This is a genomic window from Paenibacillus sp. 481 (assembly GCF_021223605.1).
GTDB lineage: Bacteria > Bacillota > Bacilli > Paenibacillales > Paenibacillaceae > Paenibacillus_B.
In genome coordinates, this window is the sequence record NZ_CP075175.1 from 345,603 (window position 1) to 368,070 (window position 22,468).

Consider the following 22,468-nt stretch of genomic DNA (forward strand, 5'->3'; position numbering starts at 1 on the left):
AAGGCACTTCTGTGCGAAATAGGTCCATACAGAAGTGCCGTAAACTTTACCTCATGATAAATGATTTCAACAAATAAGCCGTATACATGATCAGATCATGATTACGACGTCCTTTGCCGCGTTTACGAAACACTTCCCTATCTCCCGTAGGTTCACACAGTGTTGCCAGAACAGGCAGGTCTCCTGACTTCAGCTTCATCGGTAGCGGCTTCCCTTCCCAGTCTGATCGACCAGTGGTTGATAAGCACTACCTCATCTGTTACAGTGGCGGGACCGTGTCGGTATTTCACCGATCTTCCCTTTTAAGCTTTGAGACATGCTCAAAGCACCTGTTCCCTCTTATCCAGTTGTGTCCTTGGCGTTGTTTTCCAATTGATGATGATTATAAACGCAATCTCGAGTGGTGACAAGTTCTTTTTATCTCAAGCGATTACCATTCTTCTTCCCATCGATCTAAGTAATCCCTCTCCACCCGCGTAGCTGAGGAAATAAGACAACGAGAAAGAGCGACCCTGACTGACGTCAAGCTCGCTCACTCCTAAGTGCCAAATAAAGTTATCCAGCAACTATGCTGCTAATATCGTTAGGCGCCACGCACAAACACAATTTCGTTGTGCTGCCCATCCAATGTAAGCTCTTGATCCTCTAGAAACCACACATCATTTTGCTCCATAAAAAATGTGATTCCTTCCGCTTGCACCGTCACGGCCGGATGCCGTGGACTGTCTTTCATAATGCCGAAAGAATAAGGTCCGGCATCGCTAAATCCGCTATAGCGAACGAAGATGCGCACGGAGTCTCCTGGTGTAAAGTCCCAATCCGCAACAAAAATGCGGACCGCTTCAGATGTTACCCGTAGTTGCATCGTACGACCTCCTTATGATGAAAATAGACTGCTAATTAAGTCGTACTTCGATCATAACATGCCGATAGCACATTTAAAAGCAAGAACTTGTGTAGTGTTGATGCAATCGTTAACACTAGCAGTGACTAGCATAAATTAACAATATATGGGTCTAATTCATTTTATTACAGCTTCACGCGTTGCAATCGAAGCGCATTTAGCACAACGGACACAGAGCTAAAGGCCATTGCCGCCCCCGCCAACCATGGCGCGAGCAATCCAGCTGCGGCAATTGGAATGCCCAAGCTGTTATAAAAGAGCGCCCAGAACAAGTTCTGCTTAATGTTGCGCATCGTACGGCGGCTCATTTCCATCGCATCTGCGATACCGTTCAAGTCGCCACGCATGAGCGTCACCCCAGCCGTCTCCATGGCGACGTCCGTGCCCCCGCCGATAGCAAAACCTACATCTGCTGCTGCAAGCGCTGGTGCATCATTAATCCCGTCGCCGACCATAGCGACGACGCGCCCCTCAGACTGCAAGCGGCGTACATGCTCCGCTTTTTGTTCAGGCAGCACCTCTGCGTGCACCTGCTCAATTCCGACTTGAGACGCAATCGCTTGCGCCGTGCGAACATTATCGCCTGTCAACATGACGACGTTGATGCCTAACTTGTTCAAGCGTTCAATCGCTTTGCGCGATGTCTCTTTTACTTGGTCTGCGGCCGCAACGATGCCCGCAAATCGTCCGTCTACGGCAACGAGCATCGCTGTCTTGCCTGCTTGCTCCATGTTGCGCATCGTCTGTTCAGCATGTGAACTATCAACGCCATGACGTGCCAACCATGCACGTGTACCGATGACAACTTGACGGCCTTCTGCTTCCGCAATAATACCATGGCCAGGTTCAGCTCGGAATGAAGTCGCTTCGCCGTTAGCTTGAATTCCCTGCTCTTGCAAACCCTTTACAATCGATTTCGCCAAAGGATGCTCCGATTGGCGTTCCGCCTGCATAATCCAACGTTTTACGTCTACTTCATCATAATTGCTTTCCGGCGCAACGATTACGTCAGTCAATGAAGGTGCCCCTTCCGTCACCGTTCCCGTCTTATCCAATACGACGGTTTGGACACGATAAGCGCGCTCTAAATGCTCGCCTCCGCGGAACAAAATACCCGCTTCCGCTGCCCGTCCTGTACCTGCCATAATCGAGGTAGGCGTTGCAAGTCCTAGCGCACACGGACAAGCGATAACGAGTACGGCGATCGTGAACTTTAATGCCTGCCCGAAATTGCCCGGCTCCAGCAACAAATACCATACACCAAATGTCAGTAATGCAATACCGACAACGATGGGAACAAAAATGCCTGATATGCGGTCAGCTACGCGTTGAATCGGTGCCTTTGAACCTTGTGCCTCTTCTACGATGCGTACAATTTGTGCAAGCGCGGTGTGTGAACCGACCTGCGTTGCTTCCATCGTAAACGCACCATGCGCGTTTACGGTCGCGCCAAACACACGGTCACCAACTTGTTTCTCGACAGGTATACTTTCGCCTGTCAACATGGATTCATCGACAGTTGATGTACCCGTCAGCACGATACCATCAACCGGAATTTTCTCACCTGGTCGTACAAGGACATGGTCACCGACCACGACAGCTTCCATCGCTACTTCCAGCTCTACTCCATCGCGAATGACAGTCGCAGTCTTCGCTCTAAGTCCCATCAACGCACGGATAGCTTGCGATGAACGCCCTTTCGCTGCTGCCTCAAACCATTTTCCAAGCAAAATGAGTGTAATTAACACAGCACTCGTCTCAAAATACATTTCTGGGTGATGAAGGCGTCCCATCTGCCATTCCCAAGCTAAGTATACGCTGTACGAGTAAGCTGCTGTCGTTCCCAGTGCAACAAGCACATCCATATTGGCACTTCCGTTACGCAGCGCTTTCCATGCACCAACATAAAATCGTGCGCCGATGACGAATTGAACAGGTAATGCAACTAACATTTGAAACCATGGATTCATAAAAATTCCCGGAATCCAAATCCAAGATAAGAACGACATGTGACCAACCATGGACCACAGTAACGGTAATGAGAGTACAGCCGATACGATAAACGTATTCCGTAGCTTCTTCACCGAGCGAGTAACACTTGTTTCCTCACCTTCTGCTTGCTCACGCTTCACGAAACCTTTATAACCTAACTGTTCGATTTTATTTGTAATTTGGTCGGGTTTTAATCCCCGATACGTAATACGTGCAGTCTCAGTCGCTAAGTTAACCGTTGCCGTCTCGACCCCTTCGAGACGACCTAACCCTTTTTCAATTCGCGTCGCGCAAGCGGCACACGTCATCCCTTCCACTTGTAGCTCAACCGTTTGCACAGGCACTTGATATCCTAGGGCGTCTATTTTGCTTACGATATCCTCAACTGACGTTTGTTGATCATCAAATGTTACCGTCGCTTGCTCTGCCGCTAAATTAACCGTCGCTGTGGCTATACCATCTAATCGGTTAAGTCCTTTTTCGATGCGCGTCGCACAAGCGGCGCATGTCATGCCTTCAATAGGCAGCGTTCGTTGCTGCTCAGCCATTACGTTCAACCTCCTTCATATCTTCCATCAATATACCCCCACACCCTATATATAAGGCCAAAATAAATCTCCTTACACAAAATCAAGATGTAGAGTACATGTGAGTCAGCATCTTGTAGCAGTTGATGCTAGATAGGGGGATACCCTACCTATGTATTCATACCTACATCGTTGATCTGTGTTCGGAGTCTACATACAATCTAAAAACTAAGCGACATCGTAACCTTGATCTTCAATCGCTGTACGAATAGCTTGCTCATTTGTCGTCGCTGCATCATATTGAACCGTTACTTGCTTGCTAGCCAAGTCTACTTGAGCTTCGGCACCTACACCAGCGACTGCTTTCTCAACCGATGCCTTGCAATGTCCACACGTCATTCCTTCAACTTTCAATGTTACTGTTGTCATTTGAATTCCCCCATTATTAGCTTACCTGTCATGTATTTGAATACGTAATTGCCTGTCTCGCATGGCTACTGCATAGCTACTGCATTGCATTGCTCGATGCTTATTTAAGAAGTTTGTGTATCGTTGTTAGAAGTTCGTCTACAACTTCGTCATCTCCACTTTGAAGTCGCTCTACGACACAGCTCTTCATATGCCCTTCTAGCAGGAGCTTTCCGACTGAGTGCAGCGCAGATTGGATAGATGCCATTTGATTCAGAACATCGTCACAATACGTATCGCGCTCAATCATCGCCTTGACACCTCTAACCTGACCTTCGATTCGATTCAAACGTGTGATTAAGTTACGCTTCGTTTTATCCGAATGATGACTTTTGCGTTCATTTGGTTGTAGTTCACAGCCTGATTGACATCCTTCATCTTCTTGATGTTCCAAGCTCATATGTTGTGATCACCACCTTCTTCCATCATATTAGCATACCCCCCCACCCTATGTAAACACCTTTTTTAACTTCGACAAAAAAACGGCTTCTGCCCCCTGTTATGGTTGCAGATAGCCGTTTACATATTAAGGCACTCAATACGAAAAACAACAAATTACAGACTGACTTCGTACGGACGACCTTTAAAAGGTTCGCATTCAAGTAGTGCGGATATAACTGCTTGTTCCTCTTCATGGATAAAGAAATGTCCTCCAGCAAATTCACGAATTTGAGCAGGCTGCGTAAACCATGCGCTCCAACCGTCTGGACCGCCTTTCATATCTTCGTTACTTCCATGCCACACGTGCGCAGAAATCGGCAACTGAACCGCCGAACGTACTGGGCGGGAATCAAAATCGTCTAAGATCGTAAAATCAGCACGAAGTATCGGTAAAAACATCTGTTTAATCTCTTCTTGTTGCAGCACTTCGGCTTCCACCGCACCGTATTCTGCGACCTTTATAATAAATTGATCATCTGGCAAGTTGCAAATGGGGTCCTCGGCTTCTATATATTGCGGCGCAGGCCGACCAGACAAGATCACTGTATCTGGAACGCGGGTTCCCGCTGCAAATGCCGACACTAGCCATTCAAAAGCTAGCACAGCCCCCATACTATGGCCAAACAGCAGGCACGGAACTTCATCCTCCAGCCACGGTTTAATGATCCGATCAATATCAAGCACGGCTTCTTCTACCGAGCCGTATGGCGATTCGCCGAATCTTGTGCCTCGTGCGGCCAATTCAAGCGGCACTAACTCTACGTTTGCTGGCAAATGTCTTTTCCAGCGCATATACACGGATGCAGACGCACCCGCATAGGGTAGGCATAACCATCGTACTTTATTCATGTTCGAAACCTCTCTCTAATGCTTGATATGTCATCGAACGGTTGCTCTTACAAAAGTCCGTTTCGATCTGACGGTGAGCTAGACGATGATGTTGTTCCTTACGAAGTTGTAGGTGGGTCAATTCTGGGTGGGATTTCATTTCACATTCCATTATTTTCATCTTATTATAGGTGCTTTTGCATATGCCTGCAACCACATTGTTGGCACAATTATCGACTATGTCGAAATGGTTTTTTTCTGATAAAGTCCTTCAGATTTATCTACCAACGTAAATTCACCAGGTATAAACCAAAATTCAACGGTATATTTTTCGTTTGGCTTTAATTTGACTTTCTCCTTAAAGGTGCGCTGCTCTCCTGCAGCAAACCAGTTTTCAACGATAACCGCTGGGTAGGCTCTATCACTAAAATCTTCGACTACATGACCTGCCGCATCTTTGATTACCACTTTATACTGTATGGGATATCCAAATGACAGCTTGCATCCTAGCGAGGATTTATTTTGAACATTAAATGTAAACTCGGTTTCTCCTTTTATCGAATTGCTTGCTTGTATATCAATTGCAGTGTTGCTCATGATATGCTTCAGCTGCACGTAATTCACTAACTCGGACGCATCGTCACGTCTTATTGGTTGTTGATACGAATTCAACTTTTCAGGGATGAGCTGCCGCTCGATTGCTGCTGCAATATAAGGTGCCGCTTCCTTAGAAACACCCAGCTTCTGCATCGAATTCATGTCGATCGCTGTGGCTGTAAGCGGAGCTATGCCGATCCCTTTAAGCAAGGACACAAGCAGTTGCTCGACGGTAACCGATTTGTTCGGCAAAAACTGATTGTTCACATGACCTGTGATCCACTTTTTTGGCACGACAGCTTGAAGATAGCCCTGTTTACTGACCCAATGATCATTGGTATCGGTAAAAGCATGTTTCGGTTGTGTATTTCCCGCTAATGGCAATTGAAACATTCTTGTCAGCACGGCAGCCAATTCTGCTCTTGTTACATGTTCATTTGGTCGTTCACTGCTAAGAAGCGGCGGTGGCAACTCCTCCTGTCCCAATTGCGCTACCGATGCGTTGGCATAGGCCAACGGAGTATACATACTAACTAACATACATACTGCACTAAATAAGCACACACACTTCTGTTTAAGATTCATCGTCGTTCACCCTTTCAACTGGCGTTATACAACCGCTATATTTATATACATGACGTCTACATTTGTAAAATGGTTGCAAGCCATACTCCCCCTCCCCGCATAACAGCACCCGCACACCTAAAAAAAGACGCCCATAAATGGGCGCCTGAAAATTTTGTTCGTTTAGACGATGCCAAATAAACGACGACATCTGCCTGGACGTTCGGCACGAAACCGTTCCACGTTTCCTTGGTCAGCTACCGTAACGTAAACCGTGCGGCCATCTTCGCCGCCAAACGTAACGTTGGTGCAATTGTTACCGTGTAGCCTTATCTCTTCGAGTAGCTGCCCTGTCGGCGATAAAATCGCTACCGTTCCTTTTCCGAAGCGAGTTACATACACATTGCCGTCGATATCACAGCGCATACCGTCTAATCCAAAATCATTAAACTGATGGAATAATCGTTTGTCCGAAATGTTACCATCCGGACTCAGACGATATGCCCAAATCCGACGCTGCACCGATTCGTTGACATACAGTACGTCCTCGTTCGGTCCTACCTCAATGCCGTTAGTCGTGCCCATGCCGCTCTCCAGCAAGGTCACTGCCCCATCAGGGAGAATACGCCATATTTGCCCCGTATTATTGCTCCAATTCGGATCACTAGCAAACACAATATCATTCGCCATGATACAAATATCGTTCGGCTGATTCATACGTGGCTCATGTGCAAGCAGACTCAACTCGCGCGTGTTCAAGTTGCATTTCCACACATTATGCCCGGTATAATCGGCAATAAGCATGACCCCGTCACGCGTAAACCGAATACCGTTTCCGATGCTGCCTGCGGGCAGATCAATAAACACACTGCTGTCCCCATCTGGGGTAACACGTCCAATCGTGCCTTGACGCGCAAAGTTTACGGCGTATAAGTTGCCTTCCGCATCACAGCCCGGCCCTTCTATACCTGCTGTAAAACCGTTAGGTGGGGTAAAGACTTCGCTCTTACGTTCACTTACTTGATTGTCGTTAGAATTACCTTGAAGTTGCTGCTCGTTATGCCCATTATTTTGACTCACGGAGAAGTCCCCTCTCTATTGTACATTCAAGTACGGTCAGACCGTTTCAAGTAAAACACGGTACAGCTTGGCTATACAAGCACAACGTTTCCCCTAGCTCCATTTTCGGCAACTTACGTTTACGTTCTATTAAGCCTCATCTGATTCATCAGCATCGTTGTCCTGAATTAAGGAGCGCTTCATTGCTGATTCCTGAACATGCGACTCAATCATTTCCCGCTTTAACTCCCATGCCTTCGGACTAATGTCAACATGGTACACCTCTGGGTTTGTTTTGCGCAAATATTCAGGCCAGAACATGCTAAGCTGACTTGTGTGATAGCTGCGAATGTCCTCAAGTGTTGGAAGTTTATACACAAGAGTTCCATCGCGATATATAGGCTTTAACAAACGTTCCGCCTCGTAATGTTCCACGTACTTGTGCATATACGGGTGTACGGGATGGAACAACTTTATTTTGTTGCGTTGTTCAACATCGTCCTCGTCCGCCAAGCATACGTAATCCGCAATCGCTTTTTTCTTCTTCTTGTGAATAATACGGTACACGTCTTTTTTACCAGGTGTCGTTACCTTGTCTGGATTGGACGAAATTTTGATCGTCGGCTCCATGTGACCATTTACTTGACGCTCGACAAGCTTGTACACACCACCAAGAGCAGGTTGATCCGCAGCCGTAATCAGCTGTGTACCGATTCCCCACATATCGACGCGTGCGCCTTGTCGCTTTAAGTCCGCAATCGTGTGCTCGTCCAAGTCGTTGGAGGCCACGATTTTGACGTCTGTCAGCCCAGCAGCGTCTAGCATGGCACGTGCTTGGATAGACAAGTACGCAATATCGCCACTATCGAGGCGAATCGCCTGCAAACGTTTGCCCTGCGTTGCTAATTGATGGCCGATAGCGATAGCATGTGGAATACCGCTGTGCAGCGTATCGTAAGTATCAACAAGCAGCGTCACTTGGTTAGGCAGTGCAGCCGCAAACACTTCGAACGCTTCCTCTTCGTTCGCAAAGCTCTGCACCCAAGCATGTGCATGCGTACCTTTAGTAGGTACGCCAAACCGTGCTCCGGCAAGCATGTTCGAAGTCGCATGGAAGCCAGAAATATAGGCTGCGCGCGCTCCCCATAAAGCAGCGTCTGCCTCTTGGGCGCGGCGCGTACCAAATTCCATTAATGTGTCGTCTGGCGCAACTTGTTTAATCCGAGATGCCTTCGTCGCGATTAAAGTCTGGAAATTCATAAAATTAAGCAACGCCGTCTCGACGAGCTGTGTTTCAAATACACGACCTTCCACCCGTATCAGTGGCTCGCTTGGAAAAACAAGTGTTCCTTCCTGTACAGCATCAATATGACCTGTGAAGCGGAACTGACGCAATTCCTCCAAGAAACCCGCATCATACTGCTCTTCCTGCTCACTCAAATAGGCAATATCTTCTTCCGTAAAACGAAGTCGCTCTACATAATCAATAATTCGCTCTAGTCCAGCAAACACCGCGTAACCATTGCCAAAAGGCAGTTTGCGGAAAAAAGCTTCAAATACCGTATGCTGATTATGAGTACCATTTTTCCAATGCGCATACATCATATTGATCTGATATTTATCGGTATGCAAAGCCATTGATGCGTACATAATTCATCCTTCTTTCTTATCTGTCCCACGTGTTCGCTAACATTTCTTGTGATAATAATCACTTAAAAAATGAAAATGCTACTTAGCTTGAATCATCATGCTACGTTCAAGCTAAGTCGTATGGGTTATGTTGTGAAATTTAAGTTGTGATATAAGTAATTCGCGCTTATACATCTGCTGGTGCTGCTTCTTGTTCATCGGCAGTGATACTACCTGATACGATTTGCGCTCCCAGCGAATTGCGGAAATGCTGCAATGCCCACTCATGAGCTTGTCCGTTAAAAGAAGCTACAGCATCTTCATGGACAACGATTGCATATCCAAGGTTGTAAGCTTCTACTGCCGTGTGAAGTACACAGATGTCTGTGCACACACCGACTAGATGCACTTCTCTTATGCCACGCGCGCGTAGCCGTAAGTCTAAATCCGTCCCGCAAAATGCGCTGTACCTCGTCTTATCCATCCAATAAATGCTGTCTGCACTGCGAGCATATACATCTTGCAAAGCACCGTACAATTGACGTCCTTCAGTACCTCGAATGTTATGAGGTGGGAACAAGCGCGTTTCCGGATGATACGGATCGTCTTGTTCGTGCAAATCGACTGCCATCGCGACAAAGTCTCCTTGCGCAACAAATTGCTCTGTAATGGTCGAAATCCGCTCTTCAATTTCAATAGCCGGCTGTCCACATGGAAGCCTTCCAGTTACGAAATCTGTCGTATAATCGATGACGATCAACGCTTTCATCGGAGATCGCCCTCCTTTCGCGGCTGCCTGCTAGGCAGATGATGACTTAACGTCATTATGACAAATTGTGATAAAAAGTCAACCGAGTTGTCACGATTTTACACAAAATGTCGCAGTAGCAATTGTACCCACATTGCCCTGCTCATCTTGTACGTCACCTTGTATCGTTAGCATGCGCCGCGTTTGGTGTACGATATGTGCCCGCACTTCTAATCGGCCTAAAGGCATCGGACGTAAATAATTTAAATTCAAGTTGCTCGTCACAACCTGTTTACCTGGACGCGCTTCCATAGCCACGACGCCCATCGTGTTATCTAGCAATGACGCCAATACACCGCCATTGACGATTCCCATCATATTTAAATGGTGCTCTTTCGCATGCAAATGAACGATTGCTTCATGCTCATCGGCTCGAACTAATTCACACCCTAAGTAATCCCAAAACGTATGCGCCACTTGTTCAGCCCCAACATCCCGCGGCTCTATCTTGCTGCTCATTCCAATTCCTGCCTCTCGTTGTCATCAATCCTCATTGCTTCTTCTATTATATGATAAAAATGACCGACCGCCTACAACGACGATCGGCCTATATATCTAAGACCTTGCCTTATTCGTCGATTCGCGGCGTTCGCAACGATTCTTCCTCAATCAGTTTTCTGCGAAGTACTTTGCCAATCATCGTCTTTGGCAACTCTGTCCTGAATTCAATCAGACGCGGCACTTTAAATGCTGCTAGGCGAGCCCTACACCATTGCTCGATCGACTCTGCTGTTACTTGTGAGCCCTCACGCGGCACAATAAAGGCTTTAACCGTCTCTCCCCGATAAGCGTCGACTGCACCGATGATAGCCGCCTCTTTCACATCAGGATGCTCGTAAAGCACTTCTTCCACTTCACGTGGGAACACTTTGAACCCGCTCGCAATAATCATATCTTTTTTCCGATCTACGATGGCAAACATCGCTTCTTCATTGCAGATCGCCATATCTCCTGTCAGCAACCAGCCGTCCTTTAGAACGGCTGCTGTATCGTCAGGTCGGTTCCAATAGCCGAGCATGACTTGCGGTCCACGGACAGCAAGCTCTCCAATCTCGCCTACGGCTAGTTGTTCACCTGTTTCCGGATGGACGATACGTGCATCTGTATCTTGAAACGGAATGCCAACCGTACCGATTTTTCGGTAGCCCCGTACGTTATTCGCATGCGTGACTGGGGATGCTTCCGTTAAGCCATACCCCTCCACAAGTCTGCCACCTGTTAGCGCTTCAAATCGTTCCTGCACCTCTAATGGTAGCGGTGCGGAACCGCTTACACACGCACGCAACGATGATAAATCATACGATTTTACATCTGGATGGTGGTTAATCGCAATATACATCGTCGGTGCCCCAGGAAATAAAGTGACCCTTTTCTTCTCAATTGTGCGCAGCACGAGCTCAGTTTCAAAGCGTGGAATCAAGACGAGTTCACCCGCTACGTGGGCACTAAGATTAAGCACCACAGTTAGTCCAAATACGTGAAAACAAGGCAGCGCTGCTAACAGCACTTCTTCACCTTTACGGCCTGTGCTGAACCAGTTAGAAACCTGTACTGTATTTGCCACTAAGTTGTAATGGCTGAGCATAACCCCTTTGGATACCCCTGTCGTTCCACCTGTATATTGCAGCACAGCGATATCTTGCTCGGCCTCAACGTCATGGAATACCGCTGCTGAGCGTTGTTTGCGGAGCCACGATTTAAAACGCAAAATACCGGGGGCGCTCGGGACATGCAAAGATTGGCCAGCGCGCTTCACTTTAAGCGGATACAATATATTTTTCGGAAAAGGCAAATATTCACGGATGGAAGCGACGATTATCGTTTGTAACGAAGTTTGCCGTTTTACATTTAACACTCGCGAATGCAATAGATCGAGCGTAACGATCGTTTTTGCACCGGAGTCGTTCAGCTGATGGGTTAACTCCCCCTCCATATAGAGTGGGTTCGTCATCACGACGATGCCGCCCATCAGTAATGTGCCGTAGTAAGCAATGACGAGTTGTGGGCAGTTCGGTAACATAATGGCAACTCGATCGCCAGTACGTACGCCAAGATCGAGCAAACCATTTGCAAATTGGGTAGATGCATCTAGCAGTTCGCTATACGTCATGTTGCTCCCCATAAACGATAACGCATTTCGTGACGGAAACCCTGCCGCTGCATCAACAAGTAGCTGAGCTACATTTTGACGCGGATACTTGAAGCTATGTGCCACATCCGGCGGATAGTGGCGAAGCCAAGGTCGTTGCGTACATTCACCTTGCATGACTAAATGCCCCTTTCTACCCCTAACGGGTAGGCTCATTATGATTCAAACCCTTATTTACATCCTTATTCAAGCGCTTTCATAAAAATTAAAGGAACTGTACCTCTCCGTGTTCATTTTTATATTTCTATCATATGTTTTCGCTAACGGTATGGTGCTGCCACCAAACGTACTCGATAGTCGTGCACACGTGTGAAGCGCCTTCAGCCTCCCACCATCGTCATCCCCATACTCATCCATATGAATGATCCGCAAAAAAAAGAAGCTCCGCGCACCCGAAGGTGTACGAAGCTTCTGTTAACGATTAGTCACTGCAAGTTTCTGGATCTTCTGGCGTTGCAGCTTCTACATTTACTTTTTCCGACACGGTATCACGAATTACCGACATCACAAGCTGAAGTAAGTAATTGACATCGCTTTGGCTTTGCTGGAATTCCACTACGAGTGGAATACTGTCTAATTCGTCTTGCAATTCATTTATTTCATTCTCGATCTTGTCGACCATCTTCTCGTTACGGAACGATTTGAAAGCGACAATTTCTTTCTGCTTTTTCTTAATGAGTACAATAAGCTCTTGTACACGGTTATGACCTTGAATCAGCTTCTCAGCTTTTTGAAATTGTGACACTTCTTCCGTCGTGACCATCATTTCAGCTAACTGCTTCGCTTTGACCATAATATCTTCACGCACGCGTAAATCGCGTACATTAAATTTAGGTATACCGCAGTCGGTTGTTTCTTGCTTATGCTCATGTTGATGCGGCGTTGTTTGTGACTGTTGAGACAACGAGAACCTCTCCCATCTATTTCGTCGATTGCGTTAATTTTCCTTACCTATATTGTAACCGAAGCACCGTCAAAATTTAAGAACTCATTTGCATCGGTTCTGTGACAAGCTCACCTTTAATATAAAAGGTCATCGCATCATAAACTTTAACTTGAACAAATTGCCCGATCAAGTCTTTTGAGCCTTCAAAATGTACCAACTTATTCGTACGCGTTCGGCCCGACAAAATAGCCGTGTTGTTTTTGCTTTCGCCCTCTACGAGCACTTCCACCGTTTGCCCAATCAGGCGCTCGTTGCCTATGCGGCTAAGTTGCTTCATTAAGTCGTTCAGGCGCTGCAAGCGCGCTTTCTTCACTTCTAGCGGTACGTTATCTTCCATACCTGCCGCTGGCGTGCCTTCGCGCGGAGAATAAAGGAACGTGTACGCAGAGTCGAACTCCACCTCACGTACGAGTGACATCGTATCCTCAAACTGCTCATCGGTCTCACCTGGGAAGCCGACAATAATATCCGTTGTCATGACGACATCTGGAATCGCCGTTTTGATTTTGCGTACAAGCTCCAAAAATTGATCGCGATTGTACTTGCGACTCATTTTTTTCAACACTTCACTACTTCCCGACTGGACAGGTAAATGAATGTGTTCCACTAGATTGCCCCGCTTAGCTAGCACTTCAATCAGGTGATCGTCAAAATCACGCGGATGTGACGTCATAAAGCGAATGCGTGGAATGTCGATTTTATGAATATCGGCCATCAAATCACCGAACAGATAGTTCATATCTGTAAAATCTTTACCATATGCATTGACGTTCTGCCCAAGCAATGTAATCTCTTTAAAGCCTTGGCGGGCCAATTCACGCACTTCCGCAATCACATCCTCTGGACGACGGCTGCGCTCTTTACCACGCGTATAAGGTACAATACAGTACGTACAGAACTTATCGCATCCGTACATAATATTCACCCAACCACGCATACCTTCACGCTTTTTAGGCAAATTCTCAATAATGTCGCCTTCCTTAGACCATACTTCAACGACCATTTCTTTATTAAATAGTGCGTCACGCACTAAATAAGGCAGGCGGTGGATGTTATGGGTTCCGAAAATGATATCGACAAACTGATGCTTCTGCATAATCCGATTGACGACGCCCTCTTCTTGCGACATGCAACCGCATACACCAAGAACGAGTCCTGGACGCTCTAATTTGAGCGTCTTTAGATGACCAAGCTCACCAAACACCTTGTCTTCTGCATTTTCACGAATCGCACACGTATTAAGCAAGATCAGATCGGCTTGTTTCCGATCATCCGTCTTTTCGTAGCCCATTTGCTCTAATAAGCCACTCATCGTTTCGGTGTCGTGCTCGTTCATTTGGCAGCCATAAGTGTAAATGATATAGCGTTTCCCGCTACCCAGTCCCATTATCTCATTAGGCACAGCCTGTTCATAATGAACTTGAATATCCTGTTTGCCACGCATTTTCTCTTGACGCTGATTCGGTTCCGAAATAATGTTAATTTCTCGACCGTTAATGCGAATACGCTTTCCGTTTTCGTCTTCTGAAAGCACTTTCGCATTCGAGAAATCAAAATATTTGGAGTAATCCTTCGCCCCTTTGCTCATGTTGTCGGCCACTCCTTTATCGTTAATACGTTTGTTCTAAGTAATTGGCTGTCTGATGTAGTGTGGTAGTTGTCTATGTAAAATGAATAGCGCCCATAATTAGGCATTACGTTTTATTATAACATGCATTTAATTGGAAATCCAAGGTATATGATGCTGGACATAAGAAAAAAACCGGAGGCTATGCCCCCGGTTTCTTACTGCTTATGCTACACAGACGTACGCTATGAACATTGGCTATTCAGATAAACTGATTAGTCAATAATTTCAGCCGTGTCGCCGTTTTTTACACCTGCAGCATTAGCTTCATCTGTATCGATATGCATGTCCAATGCAAATGTAGCATGAACACGAGCAATGACGTTCTCGAATACAACGCCACGATCGCCGCCTACGCGTACGCGCAACTGTTGCTTGTCTTGAATGCCCCATTTTTCTGCATCCGAAGTATGGAAATGAATGTGGCGTGCTGCCACAATGACGCCTTCTTGCAGTTCAACTTCGCCAGCAGGCCCTCTGAGCTTAATGCCCGGAGTTTCTTTAATGCTGCCGGACTCGCGCACTGGAGGGTTAACACCCAAAGAGAACGCATCCGTGCGGGATACTTCCAATTGGGAAGCTGGACGTGCTGGTCCCAAAATACGCACTTTGTTGAATGTGCCTTTAGGGCCAACAACTTCTACCGTTTCATTTGCTGCGTATTGCCCTGGTTGGGACAATGCTTTCATTTCAGTCAATTCGTAGCCCGCACCGAACAATGCTTCGATATGCTCTTGGGACAAATGAATGTGACGACCGGATACACCTACAGATACAGTTTTCATGTCTCTTCCACCTCGTTTTTCTCTAGCTCTAGCTCTTGCACCAAATGTTATTATACTACGAAAATAAATAAGGCATGCGTCATATGACACATGCCTTTTCAACAATTATTTGAATTCTGCTACCAATTTGTCGAAATCAGCTGCTGAAATCTTCAAATCTTGCTTTACAAGCGGCTCTTCACGGAAGCCGGCAACGAGGTTTTCGTAGGAACGTTTAGTCGTATCTTGATAAATAAGTCCTGTAATCATACTGTTCGTTTCCATCAACTTCGTCATGGCCATAATACGATTGGAATGATCGTAGCCTTCAATCGTATCCAAATTAACGATATTTTCTTTAAACCAGTCGTACGTGTTAATTTTGTTAAACGTTACGCACGGGCTGAATACGTTAATTAGCGAGAAGCCTTCATGACGAATACCCGCTTCAATGAGCGCTGTTAGCTGTTTCAAGTCGCTGGAGAACGATTGGGCTACGAATGTTGCGCCCGCTGCTAATGCAATTTCAAGCGGCGACAGTGTAGTCTCAATCGAACCTTCTGGCGTGCTCTTCGTCTTAAAGCCTACTGCACTTCGCGGCGAAGTCTGACCTTTAGTTAAGCCGTATATTTGGTTGTCCATTACGATATAAGTCATGTTAACGTTACGACGAATGGCGTGCACCGTATGACCCATCCCGATTGCAAATCCATCCCCATCGCCACCAGATGCGATTACGGTTAAATCACGGTTAGCCAGCTTCAAGCCTTGTGCGATCGGGAGCGATCGTCCATGAATGCTGTGGAAGCCGTAAGCATTAACGTAGCCAGAAATACGGCCCGAGCAACCGATACCCGACACGATCGCCAAATTTTCAGGCTCAAGACCAGCACTTGCTGCTGCGCGTTGAATGGCCGCTTGTACTGAGAAATCACCGCAGCCTGGGCACCAGTTAGGCTTCACATTGTTGCGGAACTCTTTAAACGTAGCCATTCTATACCAACTCCTTGCTTTGTTTGTACACTTCCGATGGCAGGAACGGATTACCGTCATATTTATTGATTTGACGTATTTTCTCCCCTAAACCAACGTTTAACTTAATTTGCCCAGCTAGTTGACCGGTTGCATTGTTCTCCAGCACGACAACTTTTTTGGCACGTCCCGCTTCTGTCTTAAATAGCTCTGTCGGGAATGGGTAAATTTGACGAACCATCACTTGATTCGTTTTTACGCCATCTGCTTCGAGCATTTGACGCGCTTGCTCAATCGTGCCTCCCGTCGAACCCATGCCGACGATAAGGAGATCCGCATCTTCATACGGCGCATCTGCATGAATCGCATTCGTGATGTTCAAGTTGTTCAACTTGCTCATCCGTTTATCCATCATCTTCTTGCGGTTAATCGCGCTCTCGGAAGGGCGGCCTGTCTCATCATGCTCAACACCTGTGACGTGATGCAAACCGCCCTTTTCTCCTGGGAAGACACGCGGCGAAATGCCGTCTTCCGTAAACGCATAACGCTTGAATTGATTATGGTCTTCGAGCGCTGGTAAATCGCTCATTACGTGGCCACGATCGATTACGATGCGATCATAATCAAGTGCCTCGCACGTCTGCTTGCCTAAAGAAAGCTGCAAATCTGTTAACACGATAACCGGACACTGATACTTTTCTGCTAAATTGAAGGCTTCAATCGTATCGTAGAAACACTCTTCAATTGAACTTGGCGCCATGACAATTTTCGGAATTTCACCATGTGTACCGTAAATCATCGCGTTGACATCACTTTGTTCTTGCTTCGTTGGCAAGCCAGTACTCGGGCCTCCACGCTGTGTATTTACAATAACTATCGGCGTCTCTGTCATACCCGCCAAGCCGATAGCTTCCATTTTCAAAGAAAGACCTGGGCCTGCTGATGCTGTCATCGCACGCACGCCACCGTAGTTAGCCCCGATTGCCATTGTGATTGCAGCAATTTCGTCTTCCGTCTGGATGACTGTTCCACCGTACTTAGGCAAACGCTTAATTAAGTATTCCATTACTTCAGAGGCAGGTGTAATCGGATACGCCGCCATTAGGCGACAACCCGCTGCCAATGCACCAAATCCAATCGCGTCATTACCGATCATAAACAATTTTTGTTTACCATCAGCTGGCTCTAGTTGGAAATCAATTAGCGGGCCGCCCGCTTGTTCTAACACGAATTCTGCTCCGCGGCGCACAGCTTCGACGTTTTTCTCGACGACTGCTGGTCCTTTGCGCCCAAACTCTTCTTCCACCGCTTGGTTAAACACTTCAATCGGCAATCCGAGCAAAGCCCAAGAAGCACCAGAAGCGACCATGTTTTTCATCAAAGAAGTTCCTAGCTCTTCAGCAATTGCCGTAATCGGCACCGCAAACAGACGCGCATCAATGCCTTCAGGCACTATTGGATTAAACTTCGCATCCGCCACAATGACGCCGCCAGCGCGTAACTCGTGTGCGTTTAAATCAATCGATTCTTGGTCAAATGCGACCAAAATATCTAAGTCATCTGAAATCGCACGAATCGGTTTCGTGCTGATTCGAATCTTGTTATTCGTATGTCCACCCTTAATACGTGAAGAAAAATGACGGTAGCCGTACAAAAAGTATCCGAGACGGTTTAATGCCGTCGAAAAGATACGGTCCGTACTTTCTACCCCTTCACCTTGTTGACCCCCAATTTTCCAAGACAATTGATTAATCAAGCTGTCCCACTCCTTTGAACGGTGACTCGCATTTGCATTCCCGCCATCGGAATGCACACCATTATTCGATTCCATCTAACAAGTAAAATTTTAGAAATCTCCTTGAGTCATACTCATTCTATGACTCAAAATTGGAAAAAGCAAGCGTTTTCGCGGATCTTCACCATAGCAAGTTTAGATTAGTATGATACCTTCACGAGATGAATACAAGCTACTCTGTTCGTTGTGGTAGATAGGTCTGCAACAGCCTGAATGCGTTGCCTCCCGTAATCCCATCCACAAATTCACTCGTGTACCGTTTCTCTAACGCTTCTACCAAATTGCCATAGTGCCCAGCATGCTCTAATCGCTCTACTTTTTCCTCAATACCATCGAAATCGGATCCAAACATAATATGGTTGGCTCCGCCCAATTCACAAATTCGATCAATATGTTTAAGGAGATCATCGATCGTGACGTGTTCGCCCTCGCGAATAAAGGTCGGTAAAAACACCACTCCGATACGTCCATCGCGTGCAATAATGGCTTTAATCTGCTCGTCTGATAAATTGCGTGGATGAGGTCTCACAGAAGCCGCATTAGAGTGCGAAGCGATAATCGGTCGCCCTGTCAAATCAAGCAGTTCCCAGAAACCGTGTTCATTTAAATGAGACACATCTATCATAAGCCCTAGCTTATCGCACTCCCGAATAAATTGACGGCCTTTGTTCGTAAATCCGCCCTGACGAGGCTCTAAAGTTCCATCAACAGCCCAATTCGCATGGTTCCATGTCAGTCCTACGAAACGCGCTCCTAGTTCGTAAGCCGTGCGTACGTACACCATATCTCCTTCTAAACCGTCCACACCCTCAAGCGATAGTATGGAGCCAATCGCATTAGGATTCCGCGCCCATGTATCCAAATCCTCACGGTAACGAATAAACTGTACATCAGGGTGCGAATGAATGCGTTCACGCAATAGATCGATCGCGCGCAGCACTTGAGAGAAACGAGGAGGTCCTGTTAACAAGGCATCTTCTAAATAGAGCGCAAACACTTGCATACCTACGCCACCTTGACGCATACGCGGCAGTGACACATCGAGCAGTTCTTCCTGATCAAAATGAATTTTTCCTTCATACAGCATTTTAAAAAGCACATCACAATGAAAATCAATGATACGACGCTTCATAATGGCATGTTCCTCTCATTTGAGATTATATTAATCAGCGTTGCTGTCTTTGCTGACGAATGGGTATTCAGCTTGTCCAATGCTTTGACGTATTACGTTGCACATACAAGCGCAAATAAAGCACACGATTCTTATATTACTGAAAATTAACGATGAAAGCAAAAAAACCTGCTTACATTGTAAACAGGTTATCCATTTTTTCCGTATACGGTTAATTTCCTCTATTTATCTTGGCTCCACAATTAACTTAATTGCCGTCCGATCCTCTCCATCAATAACAATATCGGTAAAGGCAGGAACGCAAATCAAGTCTACACCGCTTGGTGCTACGAATCCCCGTGCAATTGCGACTGCTTTAATCGCTTGATTCAAAGCACCGGCTCCAATCGCTTGCAATTCGGCGGCTCCCCGTTCACGCAAAACCCCTGCTAACGCACCAGCTACCGAATTTGGATTAGATTTTGCTGAAACCTTTAATACTTCCATGGAAAGTACCTCCTCGGGAATGTTGGTTAGATTCCACTAATACAACATATTCGCGAATTCGGTAAAAATTCCTGCAATCTCCTATCTGCGGCGAATCTGCGTCGGCGCACAGCGCAGAGACTCGTTTAGGACATACAAAAAAGCGCTGTTATGAGCCAGCGCTTTTTTGATAAGTTATGTGATTAGGCATATGTGCTTGCCTGCGTACCTACCCTGCACCCACAAGCCATGCTCAAGGGCAATGAAGGCGATTGGTTAGCACATAATCCACTCGTCTTCACGTACGCGGATTTTTTCAATACGAATTGCACGGCCTGTTGCATCATCAATTTCCACAACAACGGCATGGAAATGCCATTTTCCTTCGTCTACAACAAAGCGAACTGGAAGTTGTGTCTTGAATTTATGCAATACCGCTTCACGTTCCATACCTAGGACGCCTTCTTTTGAACCTACCATACCTACGTCGGTCAAATAGGCGGTTCCATTCGGCAAAATCGTGTCATCGTTCGTCTGAACGTGTGTATGCGTTCCTACTACTATCGAAGCTCTGCCATCAAGGTGCCAGCCCATCGCGATTTTTTCCGATGTTGCTTCTGCATGAAAATCAACGAGAATAGCTTGCGATTTTTTGCCAAGCGAATATAAAATATCATCCACTACCGTGAACGGGCAATCAATCGGCGGTAAAAAGGTACGGCCTTGTAAATTAACGATGACGAGCTCTTTCCCGTTCGCCTTAATCGTTGTAAAGCCCTGTCCCGGCGCACCTTCAGGAAAGTTTGCCGGTCTGACCAGACGCTTCTCATCGTCAATCCACTCAAAAATATCTCGATTGTCCCACGTATGATTTCCCATCGTGAATCCGTGAATGCCCAAGTTAGCAAACTCCCTAACGATTGCCTCCGTGACTCCACGTCCTCCAGCTGCATTTTCAGCATTCGCAATAATGATATGCGGCTGGTACTTTTGCTTTAAAGATGGCAATAGCAGCTTTACAGCTTTACGTCCTGTATTGCCTACAATATCACCTATAAACATGACTTTCATTCGGAACAAGTCCTCCTTAGTAAATAAAACGGAAAAGTGGCCGACGAGCGGCCACCTCTCCTTGTCCCATATGTGTACTTACTTCGCATACTCCACTGCACGAGTTTCACGAATGACCGTAACTTTAATATGTCCTGGATAGTCAAGCTCACTCTCGATTTTTTTCGTAATATCTCGAGCGAGACGATACGCTTCCGCGTCATCAATCTTATCCGGTTGCACCATTACGCGCACTTCGCGTCCTGCTTGGATCGCATACGACTTCTCAACGCCATCAAACGACTCGGAAATGTCTTCAAGCTTCTCCAAACGTCTAATGTACGTCTCAAGTGTTTCACGACGTGCTCCTGGACGGGCAGCTGACAATGCATCTGCTGCTCCGACTAGCATCGCGATAACGGAAGTCGGTTCGCAGTCTCCATGGTGAGATGCGATACTGTTAATGACCACTGGGTGTTCTTTATACTTCTTCGCCAACTCGACACCGATTTCAACGTGAGATCCTTCCACCTCGTGATCCAACGCTTTCCCGATATCATGCAACAATCCGGCACGTTTTGCCAATGTTACATCTTCGCCTAGCTCTCCTGCCATTAATCCGGCAAGGTAAGCAACTTCCATCGAGTGTTTAAGTACGTTTTGACCGTAGCTCGTACGGAATTTAAGGCGACCGAGTATTTTAATCAAGTCAGGGTGCAAACCGTGCACGCCCACTTCGAATGTTGCTTGCTCTCCGTATTCACGGATCCGTTCATCCACTTCTTTACGCGATTTCTCGACCATTTCCTCGATACGCGCAGGGTGAATACGACCGTCTGCTACAAGCTTTTCAAGCGATGTCCGTGCAATCTCACGTCGAATTGGGTCAAATCCGGACAGAATGACCGCTTCAGGTGTATCATCGATAATCAAATCGATACCTGTAAGCGTTTCAAGTGCACGAATGTTGCGACCTTCTCGACCGATGATACGGCCTTTCATCTCTTCGTTAGGCAAAGCAACAACGGATACCGTTGTCTCTGCAACATGATCCGCCGCACAGCGCTGAATAGCAAGTGTAATAATCTCACGTGAACGCTTGTCCGCTTCTTCACGCGCCTGCTGTTCGACTTCTTTAATCATCTGTGCCGTTTCATGACGAACTTCCTGCTCCACATTGGCCAAGATAATGCTTCTAGCATCCTCCATGGTCAAGTTAGAAATACGTTCCAACTCAGAAATTTGCTGTTGATAAATACGATCAATCTGCTCCTGAGTATCTTCGATTCGTTTCTCTTTGTTGGCTACATGTTCTTCTTTACGTTCTAGCGACTCTAACTTTTTATCCAACGACTCTTCTTTTTGCAATAAGCGTCTTTCCAAACGTTGAATTTCGTTCCGGCGTTCGCGGATATCTTTCTCCGCTTCGGTGCGAAGTTTATGGATGTCGTCTTTCGCTTCTAGCACCGTTTCTTTCTTCAGTGCCTCCGCCTCTTTGCGTGCTCCATCCATAATTTGTTCCGCGGCGTGCTCGGCACTCGTTATTTTCGCTTCAGCAAGCGATTTGCGAATCAGGTAACCGATTCCAAACCCCAAGAACAATGCAGCCACAACGAGAACGATCGCGAGCCAAATTTGCATCTTTGCCTCACCTCCTCGTTGGTTCCTCCAAGCACTGCTTGGGTTAGTTCATTGTGATTGTTCAATGTTTCATTTTCTTAAAGTGCTACACGACTGACGTATATACATCA

Annotated in this window: 21 protein-coding genes and 1 riboswitch; all 21 genes read right to left on the reverse strand. The window is 46.5% G+C overall.

All coding sequences use genetic code 11. From position 1 onward, the window contains the following. Nucleotides 1–46: 46 nt before the first annotated feature. The 21 genes from KIK04_RS01365 to rny all read right to left on the reverse strand — a co-directional run bounded on the left by KIK04_RS01365 (nt 47) and on the right by rny (nt 22,358). Entirely contained in the window at nt 47–199 is a 153-nt protein-coding gene (locus tag KIK04_RS01365; RefSeq protein ID WP_232276568.1) for a hypothetical protein, read from the reverse strand. Beyond that, nucleotides 157–348, reverse strand: a riboswitch (cobalamin riboswitch). (Overlaps the previous gene by 43 nt.) Before the next feature lie 235 nt (nt 349–583). Further along, nucleotides 584–865 carry a HesB/YadR/YfhF family protein gene (locus KIK04_RS01370; RefSeq protein ID WP_232276569.1) on the reverse strand — a complete coding sequence of 94 codons (282 nt, stop codon included), beginning with the start codon at nt 863–865 and terminating at the stop codon, nt 584–586. 164 nt (nt 866–1,029) lie between these two features. After that, nucleotides 1,030–3,444, reverse strand: a complete 2,415-nt coding sequence (locus KIK04_RS01375; RefSeq protein ID WP_232276570.1) for a heavy metal translocating P-type ATPase — start codon at nt 3,442–3,444, stop codon at nt 1,030–1,032. 207 nt (nt 3,445–3,651) lie between these two features. Next, nucleotides 3,652–3,852 (reverse strand): cation transporter, encoded by a 201-nt coding sequence (locus KIK04_RS01380; RefSeq protein WP_232276571.1) that lies wholly within the window; start codon nt 3,850–3,852, stop codon nt 3,652–3,654. A 100-nt stretch (nt 3,853–3,952) separates the two neighbouring features. Then, nucleotides 3,953–4,291, reverse strand: a complete 339-nt coding sequence (locus tag KIK04_RS01385; RefSeq protein ID WP_232276572.1) for a metal-sensitive transcriptional regulator — start codon at nt 4,289–4,291, stop codon at nt 3,953–3,955. Nucleotides 4,292–4,446: 155 nt separating this feature from the next. Then, nucleotides 4,447–5,181 carry a thioesterase II family protein gene (locus tag KIK04_RS01390; RefSeq protein WP_232276573.1) on the reverse strand — a complete coding sequence of 245 codons (735 nt, stop codon included), beginning with the start codon at nt 5,179–5,181 and terminating at the stop codon, nt 4,447–4,449. 216 nt (nt 5,182–5,397) lie between these two features. Next, nucleotides 5,398–6,342: a BsuPI-related putative proteinase inhibitor gene (locus KIK04_RS01395; protein ID WP_232276574.1), complete on the reverse strand. Its 945-nt coding sequence runs from the start codon at nt 6,340–6,342 to the stop codon at nt 5,398–5,400. A 162-nt stretch (nt 6,343–6,504) separates the two neighbouring features. Further along, a complete protein-coding gene (locus KIK04_RS01400) occupies nt 6,505–7,287 on the reverse strand; it encodes an SMP-30/gluconolactonase/LRE family protein (protein WP_232278544.1) in 783 nt (260 codons plus the stop codon). A 243-nt stretch (nt 7,288–7,530) separates the two neighbouring features. After that, nucleotides 7,531–9,030, reverse strand: a complete 1,500-nt coding sequence (locus KIK04_RS01405; RefSeq protein WP_232276575.1) for a nicotinate phosphoribosyltransferase — start codon at nt 9,028–9,030, stop codon at nt 7,531–7,533. Between the two features lie 166 nt (nt 9,031–9,196). Continuing rightward, entirely contained in the window at nt 9,197–9,778 is a 582-nt protein-coding gene (locus KIK04_RS01410) for a cysteine hydrolase family protein (RefSeq protein WP_232276576.1), read from the reverse strand. 90 nt (nt 9,779–9,868) lie between these two features. Beyond that, nucleotides 9,869–10,276: a PaaI family thioesterase gene (locus tag KIK04_RS01415; RefSeq protein WP_232276577.1), complete on the reverse strand. Its 408-nt coding sequence runs from the start codon at nt 10,274–10,276 to the stop codon at nt 9,869–9,871. Nucleotides 10,277–10,385: 109 nt separating this feature from the next. After that, nucleotides 10,386–12,083, reverse strand: coding sequence for a long-chain-fatty-acid--CoA ligase (locus KIK04_RS01420; RefSeq protein ID WP_232276578.1), 1,698 nt, complete (start codon nt 12,081–12,083; stop codon nt 10,386–10,388). A gap of 304 nt (nt 12,084–12,387) precedes the next feature. After that, complete coding sequence (locus tag KIK04_RS01425; RefSeq protein WP_232276579.1) at nt 12,388–12,870, reverse strand: YlbF/YmcA family competence regulator; 483 nt, start codon at nt 12,868–12,870, stop codon at nt 12,388–12,390. Between the two features lie 76 nt (nt 12,871–12,946). Continuing rightward, entirely contained in the window at nt 12,947–14,500 is a 1,554-nt protein-coding gene (gene miaB, locus KIK04_RS01430) for a tRNA (N6-isopentenyl adenosine(37)-C2)-methylthiotransferase MiaB (RefSeq protein ID WP_232276580.1), read from the reverse strand. A gap of 254 nt (nt 14,501–14,754) precedes the next feature. Then, the gene (gene pduL / locus KIK04_RS01435) at nt 14,755–15,324 is read right to left on the reverse strand and encodes a phosphate propanoyltransferase (protein WP_232276581.1); all 570 of its coding nucleotides are present in this window, start codon (nt 15,322–15,324) and stop codon (nt 14,755–14,757) included. A 105-nt stretch (nt 15,325–15,429) separates the two neighbouring features. After that, nucleotides 15,430–16,296: a 2-oxoacid:ferredoxin oxidoreductase subunit beta gene (locus KIK04_RS01440; protein ID WP_232276582.1), complete on the reverse strand. Its 867-nt coding sequence runs from the start codon at nt 16,294–16,296 to the stop codon at nt 15,430–15,432. 1 nt (nt 16,297) lies between these two features. Beyond that, on the reverse strand, nt 16,298–18,031 hold the full coding sequence (locus KIK04_RS01445) for a 2-oxoacid:acceptor oxidoreductase subunit alpha (protein WP_232278545.1): 1,734 nt from the start codon (nt 18,029–18,031) through the stop codon (nt 16,298–16,300). A gap of 211 nt (nt 18,032–18,242) precedes the next feature. Then, entirely contained in the window at nt 18,243–19,202 is a 960-nt protein-coding gene (locus KIK04_RS01450) for a dipeptidase (protein ID WP_232276583.1), read from the reverse strand. Between the two features lie 225 nt (nt 19,203–19,427). Then, the gene (locus tag KIK04_RS01455) at nt 19,428–19,688 is read right to left on the reverse strand and encodes a stage V sporulation protein S (protein WP_005550495.1); all 261 of its coding nucleotides are present in this window, start codon (nt 19,686–19,688) and stop codon (nt 19,428–19,430) included. Nucleotides 19,689–19,943: 255 nt separating this feature from the next. After that, entirely contained in the window at nt 19,944–20,738 is a 795-nt protein-coding gene (locus KIK04_RS01460; RefSeq protein ID WP_232276584.1) for a TIGR00282 family metallophosphoesterase, read from the reverse strand. A 78-nt stretch (nt 20,739–20,816) separates the two neighbouring features. Continuing rightward, nucleotides 20,817–22,358 carry a ribonuclease Y gene (rny, locus tag KIK04_RS01465; RefSeq protein WP_232276585.1) on the reverse strand — a complete coding sequence of 514 codons (1,542 nt, stop codon included), beginning with the start codon at nt 22,356–22,358 and terminating at the stop codon, nt 20,817–20,819. Nucleotides 22,359–22,468 lie beyond the last annotated feature (110 nt).

What these genes read in the sequence shown, in the direction of transcription:
- KIK04_RS01365 (WP_232276568.1), bottom strand. Translation starts at nt 199, where the DNA reads ATGAAGCTGAAGTCAGGAGACCTGCCTGTTCTGGCAACACTGTGTGAA.
- KIK04_RS01370 (WP_232276569.1), bottom strand. Translation starts at nt 865, where the DNA reads ATGCAACTACGGGTAACATCTGAAGCGGTCCGCATTTTTGTTGCGGAT.
- KIK04_RS01375 (WP_232276570.1), bottom strand. Translation starts at nt 3,444, where the DNA reads ATGGCTGAGCAGCAACGAACGCTGCCTATTGAAGGCATGACATGCGCC.
- KIK04_RS01380 (WP_232276571.1), bottom strand. Translation starts at nt 3,852, where the DNA reads ATGACAACAGTAACATTGAAAGTTGAAGGAATGACGTGTGGACATTGC.
- KIK04_RS01385 (WP_232276572.1), bottom strand. Translation starts at nt 4,291, where the DNA reads ATGAGCTTGGAACATCAAGAAGATGAAGGATGTCAATCAGGCTGTGAA.
- KIK04_RS01390 (WP_232276573.1), bottom strand. Translation starts at nt 5,181, where the DNA reads ATGAATAAAGTACGATGGTTATGCCTACCCTATGCGGGTGCGTCTGCA.
- KIK04_RS01395 (WP_232276574.1), bottom strand. Translation starts at nt 6,342, where the DNA reads ATGAATCTTAAACAGAAGTGTGTGTGCTTATTTAGTGCAGTATGTATG.
- KIK04_RS01405 (WP_232276575.1), bottom strand. Translation starts at nt 9,030, where the DNA reads ATGTACGCATCAATGGCTTTGCATACCGATAAATATCAGATCAATATG.
- KIK04_RS01410 (WP_232276576.1), bottom strand. Translation starts at nt 9,778, where the DNA reads ATGAAAGCGTTGATCGTCATCGATTATACGACAGATTTCGTAACTGGA.
- KIK04_RS01415 (WP_232276577.1), bottom strand. Translation starts at nt 10,276, where the DNA reads ATGAGCAGCAAGATAGAGCCGCGGGATGTTGGGGCTGAACAAGTGGCG.
- KIK04_RS01420 (WP_232276578.1), bottom strand. Translation starts at nt 12,083, where the DNA reads ATGCAAGGTGAATGTACGCAACGACCTTGGCTTCGCCACTATCCGCCG.
- miaB (WP_232276580.1), bottom strand. Translation starts at nt 14,500, where the DNA reads ATGAGCAAAGGGGCGAAGGATTACTCCAAATATTTTGATTTCTCGAAT.
- pduL (WP_232276581.1), bottom strand. Translation starts at nt 15,324, where the DNA reads ATGAAAACTGTATCTGTAGGTGTATCCGGTCGTCACATTCATTTGTCC.
- KIK04_RS01440 (WP_232276582.1), bottom strand. Translation starts at nt 16,296, where the DNA reads ATGGCTACGTTTAAAGAGTTCCGCAACAATGTGAAGCCTAACTGGTGC.
- KIK04_RS01450 (WP_232276583.1), bottom strand. Translation starts at nt 19,202, where the DNA reads ATGAAGCGTCGTATCATTGATTTTCATTGTGATGTGCTTTTTAAAATG.
- KIK04_RS01455 (WP_005550495.1), bottom strand. Translation starts at nt 19,688, where the DNA reads ATGGAAGTATTAAAGGTTTCAGCAAAATCTAATCCAAATTCGGTAGCT.
- KIK04_RS01460 (WP_232276584.1), bottom strand. Translation starts at nt 20,738, where the DNA reads ATGAAAGTCATGTTTATAGGTGATATTGTAGGCAATACAGGACGTAAA.
- rny (WP_232276585.1), bottom strand. Translation starts at nt 22,358, where the DNA reads ATGCAAATTTGGCTCGCGATCGTTCTCGTTGTGGCTGCATTGTTCTTG.